Annotated in this window: 16 protein-coding genes; 7 read left to right on the top strand and 9 right to left on the bottom strand. The window is 31.9% G+C overall.

Annotation, left to right across the window (positions count from 1 at the left end):
- Window positions 1-127: 127 nt before the first annotated feature.
- The 3 genes from V6624_RS22030 to V6624_RS22020 all read right to left on the bottom strand — a co-directional run bounded on the left by V6624_RS22030 (window position 128) and on the right by V6624_RS22020 (window position 4,101).
- Entirely contained in the window at window positions 128-2,107 is a 1,980-nt protein-coding gene (locus tag V6624_RS22030; RefSeq protein ID WP_111288637.1) for a KUP/HAK/KT family potassium transporter, read from the bottom strand.
- A gap of 133 nt (window positions 2,108-2,240) precedes the next feature.
- Entirely contained in the window at window positions 2,241-3,524 is a 1,284-nt protein-coding gene (locus V6624_RS22025; RefSeq protein ID WP_111288635.1) for a hypothetical protein, read from the bottom strand.
- A 136-nt stretch (window positions 3,525-3,660) separates the two neighbouring features.
- Window positions 3,661-4,101 (bottom strand): hypothetical protein, encoded by a 441-nt coding sequence (locus V6624_RS22020; RefSeq protein ID WP_111288633.1) that lies wholly within the window; start codon window positions 4,099-4,101, stop codon window positions 3,661-3,663.
- A 121-nt stretch (window positions 4,102-4,222) separates the two neighbouring features.
- Here V6624_RS22020 and V6624_RS22015 point away from each other — a divergent pair, with 121 nt between their 5' ends.
- Window positions 4,223-5,284: an oxidoreductase gene (locus V6624_RS22015; RefSeq protein ID WP_111288631.1), complete on the top strand. Its 1,062-nt coding sequence runs from the start codon at window positions 4,223-4,225 to the stop codon at window positions 5,282-5,284.
- A 71-nt stretch (window positions 5,285-5,355) separates the two neighbouring features.
- On the opposite strand, the gene V6624_RS22010 is transcribed toward V6624_RS22015, so the two are convergent.
- From V6624_RS22010 to V6624_RS21995, 4 genes are all read right to left on the bottom strand, one after another.
- Window positions 5,356-5,814, bottom strand: coding sequence for a sensor of ECF-type sigma factor (locus V6624_RS22010; RefSeq protein ID WP_111288629.1), 459 nt, complete (start codon window positions 5,812-5,814; stop codon window positions 5,356-5,358).
- Window positions 5,815-5,845: 31 nt separating this feature from the next.
- Window positions 5,846-6,265, bottom strand: a complete 420-nt coding sequence (locus tag V6624_RS22005) for a hypothetical protein (protein ID WP_111288627.1) — start codon at window positions 6,263-6,265, stop codon at window positions 5,846-5,848.
- Window positions 6,266-6,298: 33 nt separating this feature from the next.
- Complete coding sequence (locus tag V6624_RS22000) at window positions 6,299-6,841, bottom strand: RNA polymerase sigma factor (RefSeq protein ID WP_111288625.1); 543 nt, start codon at window positions 6,839-6,841, stop codon at window positions 6,299-6,301.
- 80 nt (window positions 6,842-6,921) lie between these two features.
- The gene (locus V6624_RS21995; protein ID WP_338840185.1) at window positions 6,922-8,109 is read right to left on the bottom strand and encodes a transcriptional regulator; all 1,188 of its coding nucleotides are present in this window, start codon (window positions 8,107-8,109) and stop codon (window positions 6,922-6,924) included.
- 418 nt (window positions 8,110-8,527) lie between these two features.
- Between V6624_RS21995 and V6624_RS21985 the strand changes: the two genes are divergently transcribed.
- On the top strand, window positions 8,528-8,908 hold the full coding sequence (locus V6624_RS21985; RefSeq protein WP_111288619.1) for a nucleoside triphosphate pyrophosphohydrolase family protein: 381 nt from the start codon (window positions 8,528-8,530) through the stop codon (window positions 8,906-8,908).
- Window positions 8,909-9,109: 201 nt separating this feature from the next.
- On the opposite strand, the gene V6624_RS21980 is transcribed toward V6624_RS21985, so the two are convergent.
- Window positions 9,110-10,180, bottom strand: a complete 1,071-nt coding sequence (locus V6624_RS21980) for a branched-chain amino acid aminotransferase (protein WP_111288615.1) — start codon at window positions 10,178-10,180, stop codon at window positions 9,110-9,112.
- A gap of 307 nt (window positions 10,181-10,487) precedes the next feature.
- Between V6624_RS21980 and mnmD the strand changes: the two genes are divergently transcribed.
- Complete coding sequence (gene mnmD, locus V6624_RS21975) at window positions 10,488-11,150, top strand: tRNA (5-methylaminomethyl-2-thiouridine)(34)-methyltransferase MnmD (protein WP_338840182.1); 663 nt, start codon at window positions 10,488-10,490, stop codon at window positions 11,148-11,150.
- Window positions 11,151-11,316: 166 nt separating this feature from the next.
- Window positions 11,317-11,514 carry a hypothetical protein gene (locus V6624_RS21970; RefSeq protein WP_111288611.1) on the top strand — a complete coding sequence of 66 codons (198 nt, stop codon included), beginning with the start codon at window positions 11,317-11,319 and terminating at the stop codon, window positions 11,512-11,514.
- Window positions 11,515-11,543: 29 nt separating this feature from the next.
- Here the strand turns inward: V6624_RS21970 and V6624_RS21965 are convergent, their stop codons facing one another.
- A complete protein-coding gene (locus V6624_RS21965) occupies window positions 11,544-12,488 on the bottom strand; it encodes a LysR substrate-binding domain-containing protein (protein WP_111288609.1) in 945 nt (314 codons plus the stop codon).
- A 107-nt stretch (window positions 12,489-12,595) separates the two neighbouring features.
- Between V6624_RS21965 and V6624_RS21960 the strand changes: the two genes are divergently transcribed.
- The 3 genes from V6624_RS21960 to V6624_RS21950 all read left to right on the top strand — a co-directional run bounded on the left by V6624_RS21960 (window position 12,596) and on the right by V6624_RS21950 (window position 15,203).
- A complete protein-coding gene (locus V6624_RS21960; protein WP_111288607.1) occupies window positions 12,596-13,075 on the top strand; it encodes a Dps family protein in 480 nt (159 codons plus the stop codon).
- Window positions 13,076-13,197: 122 nt separating this feature from the next.
- Entirely contained in the window at window positions 13,198-13,479 is a 282-nt protein-coding gene (locus tag V6624_RS21955; RefSeq protein ID WP_239455700.1) for a hypothetical protein, read from the top strand.
- Window positions 13,480-13,562: 83 nt separating this feature from the next.
- On the top strand, window positions 13,563-15,203 hold the full coding sequence (locus tag V6624_RS21950; RefSeq protein ID WP_111288603.1) for a SulP family inorganic anion transporter: 1,641 nt from the start codon (window positions 13,563-13,565) through the stop codon (window positions 15,201-15,203).
- Window positions 15,204-15,322: the final 119 nt, after the last annotated feature.

Raw genomic sequence — 15,322 nt, 5'->3', positions numbered from 1 at the left:
TTTATTTGAAGTGCAAAGGTACTATTAATTGATTGAAAGTTAAATTTTTAATACCGAATCTTATTCTGACTCTCATTAAAAGAAAAAACACTCTTATTTAGAGTGTTTTTTTGAATTATTTTTAGTTTTACTCTTTGGAAGTAATACGTGTTAATCCAATATTTTCTGGAGCATGAAGCACCATTGGGAATTTTTCTATTTTAACAGAGCTGCTGTCTAAACCAAAAGCTCTTTCTTCAGATAAACTCAGTTTCTTGATGAAGAAATAAGAGTTCATGATAATGTTTTCATGCCATCTTAGATCGTTGTCGTTTGATAAGAATTTCTCTGATAATACAAATTTGAAATCTCCAATAATGTTGTTTTTGTTTAAAGATTCATAACGGCTCGTAATATCTACTTCGCCTCGTTTTACCATGTCTTTGATAACTTCTCTAAACATCAAATTGATCTTGGTAGGCTCTCTAAAACCTAAGTTGAAATCAATTCTATAAATATCGTCTTTCGCAATTTCAGTTACTTTATATTGCGTTTTGTAAGGTTCAGTCAAAATGTTCACGTGAACAAACCAATAAATATCAGCTCTTTTTGGACGTTTTTGAAGGATAGAATAAATGATTTTTTCCTCCAGTTCATCAACGCGATTCGCGTTTGTCATATAAACCAAATGCGTAGCATATTTCGGAATAGATAAATCTTGGCTTAGCTCTACAAGAACTTGTTTGTAATCGTCAACTTTAACCACTTTAGTGTAGTTTTTGTTGATTTTCTTAGCTAAATACCAGATTGTCATTACAGAAATCAGCATACTTGCAATGATTAATGTTACGTAACCACCTTCTGCAAATTTTGTAATGTTAGCAAAAAGGAAACTGAACTCAATCAATAAATAAATTGTAATCAGCGGTACCATAAAGTACAGTTTTACACGTTTCATGATTAAGTAATAGTTTAGCAAAATGGTTGTCATAATCATACATAAGATGATGGCAAGACCGTATGCATGCTCCATGTTTCCTGATTTTTCAAAATGCAAAACAATTCCAACACAGCCAAAAAACAATAACCAGTTGATTGACGGAATGTATAATTGACCTTTTACTTCTGTCGGATATTTGATTTTTACTTTTGGCCAGAAGTTCAAACGCATTGCTTCGTTGATCAAAGTAAATGAACCAGAAATAAGGGCTTGAGAAGCAATTACGGCTGCTAAAGTCGCAACTACAATCCCGAATGGTAAAAACCAATGTGGCATAATTAAGTAAAATGGGTTTCCATTTTCTCCACCTAATTGCTGTAAAGTGCTTCCTTCATGGTGAATTAAATAAGCAGCTTGTCCGAAGTAATTTAAAACCAATGTTGCTTTTACAAATATCCAACTGATTCTGATGTTTTTTCTACCACAGTGCCCCATGTCAGAATATAAAGCTTCAGCTCCAGTTGTACATAAGAATACAAAACCAAGAACGAAGAAACCATCAGGATGGATCGATAGTAAATGATAAGCGTAATAAGGATTGATAGCCTTAATTACTTCAGGATAATTAATTACCTGAATTGCACCTAAAGTTCCCAGCATAGCAAACCAAATCAACATCATTGGTGCAAAGAATTTACCAACCAATTTTGTTCCGAATTGCTGAATAGTAAATAGAATAAATAGAATTGTAATTACTATGTAAACAATGGTTTGTGTCTGCATTGTTGGATAGAATGCTCTAATTCCTTCTACAGCAGATGAAATCGAAATAGGAGGAGTGATAATTCCGTCAGCAAGCAAGGCGCTACCTCCAATAATGGCGGGCACTATAAGCCATTGAATTTTTGTTTTCTTTACTAATGCGTATAACGCAAAAATACCTCCTTCACCGTGGTTGTCTGCACTTAAAGTAATAAGTACATATTTAATTGTAGTTTGTAAAGTTAAAGTCCAGAACACACAAGAAATACCGCCTAAAACAATATCGGCATTAATGGTATGTTCGCCTAAAATAGCTTTCATTACATACAATGGAGAAGTACCAATATCCCCATAAATAATCCCTAAAGTAATCAATAAACCCCCAATAGACAACTTACTGTGTAAGTTTTTATGCGATGCGCTCATGTATAATTTTATAAAAAGACGGTTGCAAATTTACTGTTTTAAAACAAATTAGCGGCAATTATAATCAAAAAGATAAAAAAAAGCACAATCGTAAAATTGTGCTTTCCTTTTTGAATGTTATTTAGTTCTAAAATTAACCTCTTCTGCCATTTCCTCGAGAACTTGAACTATTTTCTCTTTGGCTTTGTCCGCCTCTAGATTCTTGGCTTACTCTTGGAGATTCACTACGTTGTTGAGCTTGTTGTGGTCTAGCAGAATACTCTCTGTTTGAGTTGCTAGATTGATTTTCAGAATAACTTCTTGAGCTTCTTTCTGCTCTAGGAGCAGATGCTTCACGATTAGAGTAACCTCTTGATGTATTAGAAGAATTGTTATTTCCGTAATCTACTCTTTGTGTGTTTTGTGCCCTAGGAGTGCTTTCAACTCTTGGAGTATTATTAGCATTATTAGAATAACCACGATTTGTATTTCTGTCAGTGTTAACATTTTCAGTACTTCTGCCAGTAGAACTGTAACCTCTGTTACTATTGCCGTTGCTAGTTCTTTCTACAGAAGGTCTGCTTGTTGCATTTCTGTTATCTGCATAAGTTCTGTTAGAAATTCCATTGTTAGATGTTGTTCTGCCAGTATAATTTCTATTTGTGTTATAGGTGTTTCTATTTGTTTCTCTACTAACTACACGTCTTTGGTCTAATTCGTATCTATTTGATGTATTAGCATGTCTTTCAGCGAAACTATAGTTAGGACGCATTCTTTCATAACCATAAGAACGTCTTGTTTCATAGATCACAGGTGCTCTGTAACTTCTTCTTACATTAACATAGTTATAATGATTGTTAACGTTAATACAAACATTGATGTTGTTTCTGTATCTGTACACTGGATATGGTGCCCAAGTTCTATAATATGTTGGATAATAACCCCAGTACCAAGTTGAGCAATAAGGCACATAATTTGTAACCCAGAAAGAAGTATAGATAACAGGAGCTACACTATAAACTGGCTCATAAATATAATTATCTCCATATAAATAAGTATTTCCTACAACCTGAACGCTTACTTTATTGTAATTATCTCTTTCTACGTCAATGGTTGCAATGTCTTGATATACATCACGATCCAAAACCGCTTGGATAATAACAACGTGTGTTCTGTTTTCAACACTTTCGATTACACGTAAGTAATCAACTTCGTCGTCACCATTAAGGTCAAGGTTTGATATTTGATATTTTGGATCATTCAAACGTCTTTCAAAATCTTGAAGGTTGGCTGATTCTCCAAAAATTGAAGCAACAGCTCTTAAGTCTAAGTTATCACTTATATCTGAGTTTTTTGCATAAACTGTAGCTCCAGCTTGGGCTTGGCAAGAAGTAATTGCTACTGCAAATATGGCTATTAAAAGTAATTTCGCTTTCATGGCTAAATCATATTAAATTGTTGTATTAGTTGATATCCAATTACTGTGCCACAAAATTAAAGCTGTGTTTTATTTGTTTTATTTATTTGATTATTAGGTATTTGTGTTTATTTGTTTATTTGTTTGTTTGTTTGTTTTATCGTTTGTGCAGAAACACATCTAGAACAGTAAATACAAATGGTATAATAATGTCTTTTGGACGAATTCCTGAATCTGTGCTATAGCCGGTATTTCTTGAACTCATCACGATGTTAATAGTTGCTACATCTTCATATATGTTCGGTTTGATTTCTGATTGAATAATGATTATCTTAATGTTATTTTGAATTTTTTCGATAACCCTCAAATAATCAACTTTTCCATCATGGTTTAAATCTAAATTAGAGATTCTGTAGTCTGGATAGTTTAGTCTTGTTTCAAAATCTGCAGTATTTACAGATTCAGAAAATATTGTTGAAACTGCATTTAAATCTAAGTTTTCTTCTACATAAGAGTTCTTTGGATATACGTTGACTCTTTGAGCAGTGAGAGTATTTACTAATAATATAAATATCCCGGCCAATAATATATTTTTCATATTTTACTTGTTAATTTTTATTTGGTAAGAAAACAATTACTATGCCAGAAAAAGACTAGAGAATGATTTTGATATTTTATAAATAATCGTATTTTAGCGTTAACCAAATTTTAAGTTTCCTATGAAAAAACTCGCTTTATTTTGTGTTATTTTTATTTTATTGATGTCTTTTAGAACATTTAACTATAAAACTGACGCTGTTTACAATAATGGTTTTACATCAATGACAGTAGATACATTATTCAAAGACAGAATTAGTATTAGAGCAATTTTAATTGATAAAAATAAAGTTTGGTACGGGGCAGATAATTCTCGTTTTGGATATTATGATCTAGATAAAAAAGAAAAATTCGAAGAGCATATTTACCGCGATACACTTAAATTAGAATTCAGAAGCATAGCACAAACTTCGAAAGATATTTTTTTGTTGAGTGTGGCAAATCCAGCGCTTCTTTATTCGGTTTCTAAAAAAGACCGTAAAGTTAAATTGGTTTACAAAGAAATTAACCCAAAAGTTTTTTACGATAGCATGCAGTTTTGGAATGATAAGGAAGGAATTGCTATTGGAGATCCAACAGAGGATACTTTTTCAATTATTGTTACACGCGACGGAGGAGAAACTTGGACAAAATTGCTGTCTGATAAATTACCAACCAATAGCACAGGAGAAGCTGCTTTTGCAGCCAGTAACACTAATATAGTGATTAAAGGAAATGATACCTGGCTGGTTTCTGGCGGAAAAAAATCACGTGTTTTTTATTCTCCAGACAAAGCAAAAACTTGGAGAGTTGTAGAAACTCCTATCGTACAGGGAAAACAAATGACAGGAATTTTTACGGCAGATTTTTACGATTCTAAACAAGGTTTTATAGCAGGAGGAGATTACGATTTGCCTAACGTAAAGACAAATAATAAAGCTTTTACAAAAGATGGCGGCAAGACTTGGGAATTAATTGGTCAGAATATGGGATTTGGTTATGCGTCTTGTATACAATATGTTCCTGGAGGTAATGGAAGAGAAATTGTTTGTGTAGGTTCTGAAGGAATACAATATTCTCAAAATGGAGGTGAAAACTGGATGCAGCTTTCTACAGACACGAAATTTTTTACAATTCGTTTTGTGAATAGAAATACCGCAATTGCTGCGGGACATAATAAAGTAGTTCGACTAAATTTTAAATAAAAAAATAAGAACCCTAAATAATAAAGTAAGTATTATTATATAGGGTTCTTATCGCTGTTGTTTCGTTAAGTTTAATCTTTATTAGCTTTGTCGCGGTATTGCTGCAGTAATTTTCGATTAAAGTCGTCTTCAGATTTTTTAAGCAATAATATTTTCTTTGCAGGAAGTACTTTCTTAAGACTGTTCATGTATTTTTCGCGAAGCTGGTATATTTCTTTATCGGTGCTTTCGATTTGAGATAATAATGTTGCTGCGTCTTTATCTGAAAGATTTTTAAGATTGTCATCTTTTAGCTGTCTCAGATAAGTTTTCATTTTCAAATACTTTAATTCATATTGCTTATCATCATAAGCATTATAAATAGGCCAGAATTTTTCAGCTTCAGTTGAAGTTAATTCCAATTCTGTTGTTAAAAATGACACTTTAAAAGCTTTAATTTTTTCTCGCTTTTCATCTATTTTTCCATTTTGTGCAAAAAATGAAAAACTTGTCAGAAATAGCAATAGCGGTAAAATGTTTTTTATTTTCATTGTTAAGCTAAGTTGTTGAGTTAAGTTTGATTTAATTTTGTTCTGAAATTAAGTGTTCTATGTTTGGACTTGCAACTAAAATATCTTCTAGTGTTTCATCTTCTAGAGTAACATCGTTACCTAATTTTTCTATATCACTGTCATCTAAGGTTTGAATTAAATCATATTGGCTAATATTGGAGTGATAAGATAAATAGTTTTCTAAAGTGGCTTCATCAAGCTCGTTTGAATTGGCTTTGTAATTATTTACAATCGGAATTAATAATGCAAAACCAATTACCGCAGCGGCTGCCAGAGAAATGATTTTTCTACGTTTGTAAAAAGGAATTACCTTAACTTCTTTTTCGTTTAATTGCTGTAAAACTTTTTCTGAAAAATCATCAAAATAATTTTCCGGAGTTTTAAACCCAGATTTTATTTTTGGTTCGTTTTCTAATTTAAATGTTTTCATAATACTTATAAGATAGTTTTTGTTACAAAAGGTTTAATTTGACGTAACATATAATTCTATTTTTTTTACTGCGTGATGATATGATGCTTTGAGAGCTCCAACAGAAGTTCCTAGAATATCTGCAATTTCTTCATATTTCAATTCTTCAAAATATTTCATTTTGAAAACCAATTGCTGTTTCTCTGGAAGTGTTACAATTGCCTTTTGAAGTTTGATTTGAATTTCATCTCCATCAAAATAAAGATCGGCTTTTAAGTTATCGATTGTTTTATTCTGCAGATCTTCAGATGAAATGCCACTCAATTTTGCTTTTTGCGATAAAAAAGTCAAAGCTTCATTTGTAGCAATACGGTACATCCAGGAAAAAAGTTTACTTTCTCCTTTAAAGTTTTTAAGATTTTGAAAGACTTTTACAAAAGTGTTCTGTAAAACATCATCTGCATCATCATGATTCAAAACAATGTTTCGAATATGAGAATACAGAGGTCTCTGATAATCAGACAAGAGTTTTTGAAACGCAGTATTCTGCGTCTCAGGACTTAATAATTGTTTTATAAATTCTTTCTCGTCTATCAAACTTATTGTTTTGTAAACTTTCTTTAATAGAAGTTAGACAGAATTTAAAAGAAAAGGTTTAATGCCTTTTTTTAAATTATTTAAAACTCTGAATCTTCTTCTTGTGCAGGAGTTTGTGCAGGAGCAGGCGTTGGTGCCGCTGGTTTGCGTTTTACAGGTTCTGTGCGCGGTTGTTCTGTACGTGGCTGGCTTGGAGCTTCACCAGTACTATCTTGAGCATAAACAGGCTCAGTAACAGCAGGAGCTACTTTTGGTTTTATTGGGAAATAAATTTCGGTTACCAATTTAGAAGAAGCTTTTACATCCAATTTGCTCAACGTCAAGATTTCAAGATGTGACCAGCTTAAATCTGGAATAATCTTTTCATTGTTTATATATGCAGTTGTTTTTGCAATTGCTTCGTTTCTATGAGAGTAATCTCCAGTAAGAGTTGTTTTTACAGCATCAAAACCATTTAATTTTCCTGCTAAAATATCACTTCCTGAACTGGTTGAAATTTCTTTATTAATAGGTAAACAAATAGAGATTTTAGCCAAACCATTTTTAGTATCGTAAGTATGATAAATAATAAATGGTTTTCCCATTGCAGATAAACCGTTTGTTTCACTAAAGTGAATAAGCTTTGGAATTACAATTCTAGCATTTTTGCTCACTTTGGCAATTTCACTTGTAAAAGTCTGTTTGATATAAGGCGTTTCTGTTTTCTTAACAACTCCGTCTACATTAACCGCATAAGTTCTAGTTTCGAAATCTAAATTTTTATCAATATTAGCTAAGCTTTTTTCGTAAATAGTTCCAATAACTCTATCTGAACCTCCATGTAAAGCAGTATATATTTTAAATAGAAAACTCATTGTTCCTTTTCCTTTCCAAGTAACTTTTGTTTTTCCGTTCAATGTATCTTTTAAAGTCCAATTTACATCGGCTTCAGTACCGTCAAACTGCATTTTTTGGTCAATGCTCTCGCCATCTTTTGTTTTAAGGATAATAGAATTTCCTTTGCCATCAACACCATCCCAATAAAATGTTGCGCCATTTCCGCTTGTTTTATTAGCGTATGTCATTTTTATGCTAGGATCTTCAATAGACCAAGATTCAAAATCTTCATAATTTCTAAAGTCGTTTAAGTAGTTATAAACCGTTGCACGAGGCGAATTGATGACTTTACTTCTTTCTACAGAAAAATCTCCTTTCTGAGTAGCAACAAAAACAGTAAGAGCAACAAAGCTTAAAAGTGCAAAAAGAAATAAATACTTTAGAATTTTCATGGTAGATTGTTTGGTTTCGGTAAAGTTATAAATTTATCATGAGTCTTACTAATAACCCATAATGATTAGGTTTATTTTATTGCGACCAGAATAATTTATCTTTTTAAAAATATTTTAATTACGAACAAAAGTACTATGAAAAGCAGAAAGGCAAGGAGTACTTTGTAATTTCCTTTATAAAAGACTTTGTGTAATTTCAAATCTTTTCGATAAGCAAATATCATAACGATTACAAACGCAATAAAAAAACATACCCCAAATAGTATTTGACCTTGACTAAACATAGTTATAAAAATTTTTGGCAAATTTAGAGATTTGTAAACGATTTGCTGCTAAATTGCCTTTTCATTTCTTTCAATAAATTTTCAGATTTATATGAAAGTGACTTAAATTAGCAAAAAAAAAGAAAAACTACTATATGAAAAAACAACTTGACGCCGTAACAGAATTTCATACTGCTTTTAGAATTGGCCACAGCACTACACCAGTTGCCGATGTGGGAGCAGAGAAAAAATTACTTCGTTATAATTTAATGAAGGAAGAAAACGAGGAATATTATGAAGCGGTTCAGAATAATGATTTAGTTGAAATTGCAGACGCTCTTGGAGATATGATGTATATTTTGTGCGGAACAATTATCGAACACGGACTTCAAGATAAAATTGAAGCTGTTTTTGATGAAATCCAACGCAGTAATATGAGTAAATTAGGAGAAGATGGTCAGCCAATTTACCGCGAAGACGGAAAAGTAATGAAAGGTCCAAATTATTTTAAACCTGATTTTTCGAAGCTTTTATAGAAGATTAACCACAAAGAATGTTACACTTTTTCTGTAGTTCTTAAAATAAGCGTAAAGTTTTGCGTCATTTATGTCATTTCGACGAAGGAGAAATCTTCGCAAGTAACTCCGCAACGAGAAGCTAAAATTTAATCATAAAGGAAAAATAAAAAACCCGATAAAACTAAATTTATCGGGTTTTCTTTTTAATATGGTTTTGGATTATTGAACTTTAACTGTCCATCCGTAAGTGTCTTCAGAAAGTTTGTTTTGAAGACTTGTTAGTTTTTCTTTTAAGAAAGAAGCATAAGAATTTTCGATTGGAGCCATTTCGAAGTATTCGTCTTTATAAGAGAATCCTTTGATAACGCTAATAACCGCTGCAGTTCCAGCTCCGAAGATTTCTTTCAAAGAACCGTTTTTAGCAGCTTCAACCAATTCTGAAACAATTACTGGACGAACTTCAACTTTTAATCCTTCTTTTTCTGCCATTGCGATCAAACTTTTTCTAGTAACACCATCTAAAATTCTTTCGCTTGTTGGAGCAGTTAATAAAGTATCGTTAATTCTGAAGAAAACGTTCATTGTTCCAGCTTCTTCTAATTTTGTGTGCGTTGCATCATCAGTCCAAATAACTTGTTGGAAACCATCTTTATTTGCCAAGTTAGTTGGGTAGAATTGAGCAGCATAGTTTCCGGCAGCTTTTGCAGCACCAATACCACCATTTGCAGCTCTACTGAAATGTTCAGCAATGATAACTTTTACTTCACCTCCATAATATGCTTTTGCAGGAGAAAGTAAAATCATAAATTTATATTCGTCAGACGGATTTGCGATAACTCCAGGACCTGTAGCGATCATAAAAGGACGGATATACATACTTGCTCCGTTTCCTCTTTGAATCCATTCTTGATCAATTTTCAACAATTCATTTAAACCATCCATAAAAATAGCTTCTGGGATTTCTGGCATAGCCATACGAACAGCAGAATTATTGAAACGTTTGTAATTTTCATCTGGTCTAAACAACCAAATGTCATTACTTTCGTCTTTATAAGCTTTCATTCCTTCAAAAATAGCTTGTCCGTAGTGGAAGACTTTTGAAGATGGATCCATCAAAATAGGAGCATAAGGCTTAATGACAGGATTTTGCCATTGCCCGTTTTTAAAATCGCATTCGAATAAATGGTCTGTAAATACAGCACCAAAACTTAAGTTGTCAAAATCTACTTCATTGATTTTTGTAGAAGTAGCTTTAATGATTTCAATTTTGCTCGTTTGAGTTGTACTCATAGTTATGTAAGTTTTTTGTGAGATATTTTTCACTATCAGAAATCTAAAGTGATGATATCGTGTAAAATGGAATTTATTGAATGCAAAATTACGTAAAAATCTGTAAAATACTTAGCGAAAATTCATTATTTAATGGTTTTGACTGAGATTTATTTATCTTATAATAAACTCAAATATTTAGTTGATTTTTATAAAGAATTTATGAAAAAAGTATCGTTTTTTAAGGCTTTACGCATTTGTTTTGACTAAATTTGAATCTTAAAATGGCTTGAAAATCAATAAAAAGTTATTGTAAAATTCGGAAAAAGTGAAAAGAGAAATAATTAAAACGTTAGATGGTTCAACCACAATTCGTTTACCAGAATGGGACGAATGTTATCATTCTAAACATGGTGCAATTCAGGAAGCAAAACATGTTTTTATTAAAAACGGACTGTCATTATTTGAGAATCCTATAAGTATATTAGAAATAGGTTTTGGGACTGGATTAAATGCTTTTATCACTTTTTTAGAATCTGTTAGAAAAGATCAGGCTATTGATTATGTTGGGGTAGAGGCATATCCTGTAGATCCAAAAGAGATTTTAGAGATGAATTATGCTGAAGAATTGGAAGCAACAGAATACGAATCTGTTTTTAAGGAAATGCATCTTGCAGAATGGGATAAGAAAACTGTTATTAATTCTCAATTTTCGTTAACCAAAAGAAAACAATTTTTTCATGAAATAAACGATCTTGAAATTTTTGATTTGATTTACTTTGACGCCTTCGGTTACCGAGTGCAGCCGGAGCTTTGGAGTACTGAAATTTTTCAGAAAATGTATAATAGTTTAAAGCCAAATGGCGTTCTTGTTACTTATGCAGCGCGAGGAGTTGTTAAAAGAAGCATGATAGAAGTTGGCTTTACTGTAGAAAAATTAGCAGGACCTCCAGGGAAAAGAGAAATGTTTCGAGCCTTTAAAAAGGTTTAAATGAGTTATTTAGAATAATTCTATATTGATTTATATATTTTAAGAAAACGTATTCGTTGCTAAATTTTTTAAAAAAATAAGTTAAAAGTAGTATTTATGTTCAATATTTGTTTAAATTTGGCTCGAGTTTAAAAAAATAGATAACCCCCGAAAATCTTATTTTATTATGTCAAAAATGATGTTTGATTACACGAAATCAATACTTGAAAGAGTTAGTTTCGATCCGGTACTTTTCTGTAAGGAATTAGAGAAAGCTATCAAAACACTGTTACCTTACGAAATGGAACAATTACAAGAATGGTTATTGAATTTCATTGTTGGAAAGCCAGAATTAAAACAAAGTCTACTACTGATTAAAGTATAAAAAAAGGAGCCAATTTGGCTCCTTTTTTATTATGCTCTTTTTTGTAGCGGACTTATGATTTGAACATTCTGAAAAACTATTGCGCCTTTTACAACGCCAGCAATTGTAGATCTGAGTGCATCAATAATTTGCATTTTTAATTCGCTCTTTGGGTAAATCAAACTTACCTCTCGAGCTGGTTTTGGTTCCTTAAAATTACGAAGTTTCAGTTTATCGGATTCTTTTAAGTCTAAGGTGTGCAAGTACGGAAGTAACGTTGTACCAAGGCCTTCGTCTGCCAATTTAATCAAGGTTTCAAAACTACCGCTTTGAATCTGAAAATTAGATTGATCGACGTCTGAGACATTTTTGCACAAATTCAAAATTCCGTCTCTAAAACAGTGACCGTCTTGTAAAAGCAGAATTTCATTTAGATTTAAGTCGGCAACTTCGATTTCTTCTTTCTGAAAACTAGCATGATGCTCAGGGATGTATGCTACAAAAGGCTCAAAATACAATACAATCTCTTTGATTTTTTCGTCTTCAAGAGGAGTTGCGGCAATTGCAGCATCAAGATGTCCGTTTTTCAGTTTTAGAATAATTTCCTCTGTGTTCAACTCTTCAATCAAGAGTTTTACTTTTGGGTATTTCTTAATGAAGTTATTTAAAAACATTGGTAAAAGTGTAGGCATAATCGTTGGAATAATTCCTAAACGGAATTCTCCTCCAATAAAACCTTTTTGCTGTTCTACAATATCTTTTATACGATCAGCTTCGTTTACGATATTTTTTGCCTGACTTACAATTTTTTGTCCTATATCTGTAAGCTGAATTGGCTTTTTGCTTCTGTCGAAAATTAAAATATTAAGTTCTTCTTCAATTTTTTGTATCTGCATACTAAGAGTTGGCTGAGTTACAAAGCATTTTTCAGCAGCAAGTGTGAAGTTTTTATGCTCAGCAACCGCTAACACATATTGTAATTGAGTTATAGTCATATTGATAGTATTTTGTGATGCAAAAATAAGAAAATATAATTTTTATTTATGTTTATTTTATAGAAGTTACTTTAAATTTGTAGTAAATTAGTGTAAAAAAATAGATTATGAAGACAAATATTTTAGGATTACCTGTAAAAGAATCAGAATTATTGGTAAAAGAGTTGAATGTACTTTTGTCAAATTTTCAAGTGTATTACCAAAACTTGAGAGGAATTCACTGGAACATTCGCGGAAAGCGTTTTTTTGATTTACATGTAAAATTCGAAGAACTATATACAGACGCACAATTAAAAATAGATATGATAGCCGAAAGAGTTTTGACAATTGGAGGAACTCCATTGCATACTTTTGAAGATTATATTAAGAACAATAAATTAACAGTTGGGAAAAATATTTCTAACGATGAAAAAGCAGTTCAGTTAATTGTTCATTCTTTATCTGATTTATTAAAAATCGAAAGAGAAATATTAAACAAATCGGATGAAATTAATGATGAAGGTACCAATTCAATGATGAGCGACTTCATTTCTGAGCAAGAAAAAACAATTTGGATGATGAATGCTTGGTTAGAAGAAACTTTATAAATAATTGTTTTTTAAAGAATTAAAAGCAGAATGTAATGAAAATTGCATTCTGCTTTTTTGTTTATGTTAAATTTCTATAAAAATCTCTTTGATTTTATTTGTTTAACGCTATTTTTGCTTTGATGAAATTTGTAGCCCGCATATTATTATTCATATTCATTGCCTTCTTATCGACCCCAACAATTGTTCAGGCGTTAAAGAAAGGGAATAGTGCGGCTATATCTTTTAGTATTACTGAAGAAGAAGTACATAAAGAACTTAAAAATGTAGTTCATCCAACTATTCTAGAACATGAAGTTTTAATCCCGGTTTACATCGAGAAAAAAACTATTATTTCTGAAAATATTGTCATGCTAGACAATATTTCTCCAAGCATATTTGCTCCACCACCTAACGTAGCATAATACTTCCGATTATTTCGAACTTTAGCCGCATTTCTATCGAGATGGGGTGAATCTTTAATGAATAATTTTTTTAGTATTATATTATGACAAAAAAAATCAATCTTTTTGCCAACCTTAAATCTGATTTTGCTTCGGGTTTAGTGGTTTTCTTGGTGGCTCTTCCGTTGTGTTTAGGTATTGCAATGGCTTCTGGAGCACCGTTATTTTCTGGAATTATTGCTGGTGTTGTGGGTGGTATCATTGTAGGATATTTAAGCCAGTCACATATTAGTGTATCAGGTCCAGCTGCTGGGTTAACAGCTATCATTTTAACCGCAATTACCGATTTAGGAGCTTTCGATGTATTTTTAATGTCTGTTTTTATTGCTGGATTAATTCAATTGGCATTAGGATTTTTAAAGGCCGGAAGTATTTCGAATTATTTTCCAACAAATGTAATTGAGGGAATGTTAGCGGGTATTGGAATTATTATCATCTTAAAACAAATACCGCACGCTTTTGGTTATGATGCAGATTTTGAAGGAGATCAAGCTTTTATTCAAAATGATGGAAGTAATTCATTTTCATTTCTATTTGATGTTTTAAATCATATTCACTTAGGAGCTGTGGTGGTTTCTGCGGTTTCATTGGTAATTCTATTAGCTTGGGATAAAGTTCCTTTCTTAAAAAGAATAAAACTGGTTCCAGGTGCTTTGGTTGCCGTTATTGCTGGAGTAGTTTTAAACGAAATATTTGTATCTACAGGAAGCACTTTGGCAATTGCAAAAGAACATTTGGTTTCTTTGCCAGTTCCAAAATCTTTTGATGATTTTAAATCAATTATAATTACCCCAGATTTTACCGCTGTTACAAATCCGCAAGTTTGGGTAGTTGCTATTACAATTGCCATTGTCGCTTCTATTGAAACGCTTTTATGTATAGAAGCCACTGATAGAATGGATGTGCAAAAACGTTACACAAATACTAATGTTGAGCTTAGAGCGCAAGGTATTGGTAATATTGTGAGTTCTCTTTTAGGAGGTTTACCAATGACTTCTGTAGTAGTAAGATCTTCTGCTAATAACAATGCGGGAGCAAAATCTAAAATGTCAGCCATTATTCATGGTGTGCTTTTATTATTAAGTGTATTGGCTATACCAGTAATTTTAAACAAAATTCCATTGGCAACATTGGCGACTGTTTTGATTTTGGTTGGATATAAATTAGCAAAACCAGCAGCCTTTATGCATTTCTGGAAAAAGGGTAAATACCAGTTTGTCCCTTTTATTGCAACTTTGGTCTTTGTCGTTGCGACAGATTTGCTAAAAGGTGTTGCGTTGGGAATCATTATTAGTATTATTTTCGTTTTACGAGGAAACTTAAAAAGAGCTTATGTCTTCAAGAAAGAAGAATATGAAGATGGTGATATCATTCATATTGATTTAGCTCAGGAAGTTTCGTTCTTGAATAAAGCGGCAATAAAGCAAACATTGGCTGAAATTCCAGAAAACTCTAAAGTTATAATCAATGCGCATGATACAGAATATATTTCGCATGACGTATTGGATTTGATTCGTGAGTTTAAAGAAACTAGAGCAATCGATGAACATATAAAAGTAAAACTTAAAGGGTTTAAAGAAGCTTACGAACTAGAAAATACGCCAGAAAATCATAATCACGTTAAAATCGAACATTATTATGATGTGGCAAAAAGAGAACTAGTTAAAAAAGAAGTTGTTAGATAAGAATAATTAAATTTAGGTGTTTTTAAGGCCGTAGAAATGTCAAATTTTAGGTAACTTTACATTCAAGTTCTTTTTTGAGACATACCTAGAATTAGAAATTACCACACAAAAAATAAAAA

The sequence above is a fragment of the Flavobacterium ginsenosidimutans genome, assembly GCF_037478105.1.
Taxonomy (GTDB): domain Bacteria; phylum Bacteroidota; class Bacteroidia; order Flavobacteriales; family Flavobacteriaceae; genus Flavobacterium; species Flavobacterium ginsenosidimutans.
The sequence above is the reverse complement of the archived record's forward strand: the minus strand, read 5'-3'. Positions and strand labels throughout refer to the sequence as shown.

Coding starts and splice junctions, on each gene's coding strand:
- V6624_RS22025 (WP_111288635.1), bottom strand. CDS start 3,524: ATGAAAGCGAAATTACTTTTAATAGCCATATTTGCAGTAGCAATTACT.
- V6624_RS22020 (WP_111288633.1), bottom strand. CDS start 4,101: ATGAAAAATATATTATTGGCCGGGATATTTATATTATTAGTAAATACT.
- V6624_RS21955 (WP_239455700.1), top strand. CDS start 13,198: ATGAAATTTGTAGCCCGCATATTATTATTCATATTCATTGCCTTCTTA.
- V6624_RS22015 (WP_111288631.1), top strand. CDS start 4,223: ATGAAAAAACTCGCTTTATTTTGTGTTATTTTTATTTTATTGATGTCT.
- V6624_RS21970 (WP_111288611.1), top strand. CDS start 11,317: ATGTCAAAAATGATGTTTGATTACACGAAATCAATACTTGAAAGAGTT.
- V6624_RS21985 (WP_111288619.1), top strand. CDS start 8,528: ATGAAAAAACAACTTGACGCCGTAACAGAATTTCATACTGCTTTTAGA.
- V6624_RS21965 (WP_111288609.1), bottom strand. CDS start 12,488: ATGACTATAACTCAATTACAATATGTGTTAGCGGTTGCTGAGCATAAA.
- V6624_RS22005 (WP_111288627.1), bottom strand. CDS start 6,265: ATGAAAACATTTAAATTAGAAAACGAACCAAAAATAAAATCTGGGTTT.
- V6624_RS21980 (WP_111288615.1), bottom strand. CDS start 10,180: ATGAGTACAACTCAAACGAGCAAAATTGAAATCATTAAAGCTACTTCT.
- V6624_RS21960 (WP_111288607.1), top strand. CDS start 12,596: ATGAAGACAAATATTTTAGGATTACCTGTAAAAGAATCAGAATTATTG.
- V6624_RS21950 (WP_111288603.1), top strand. CDS start 13,563: ATGACAAAAAAAATCAATCTTTTTGCCAACCTTAAATCTGATTTTGCT.
- V6624_RS22030 (WP_111288637.1), bottom strand. CDS start 2,107: ATGAGCGCATCGCATAAAAACTTACACAGTAAGTTGTCTATTGGGGGT.
- V6624_RS21995 (WP_338840185.1), bottom strand. CDS start 8,109: ATGAAAATTCTAAAGTATTTATTTCTTTTTGCACTTTTAAGCTTTGTT.
- V6624_RS22010 (WP_111288629.1), bottom strand. CDS start 5,814: ATGAAAATAAAAAACATTTTACCGCTATTGCTATTTCTGACAAGTTTT.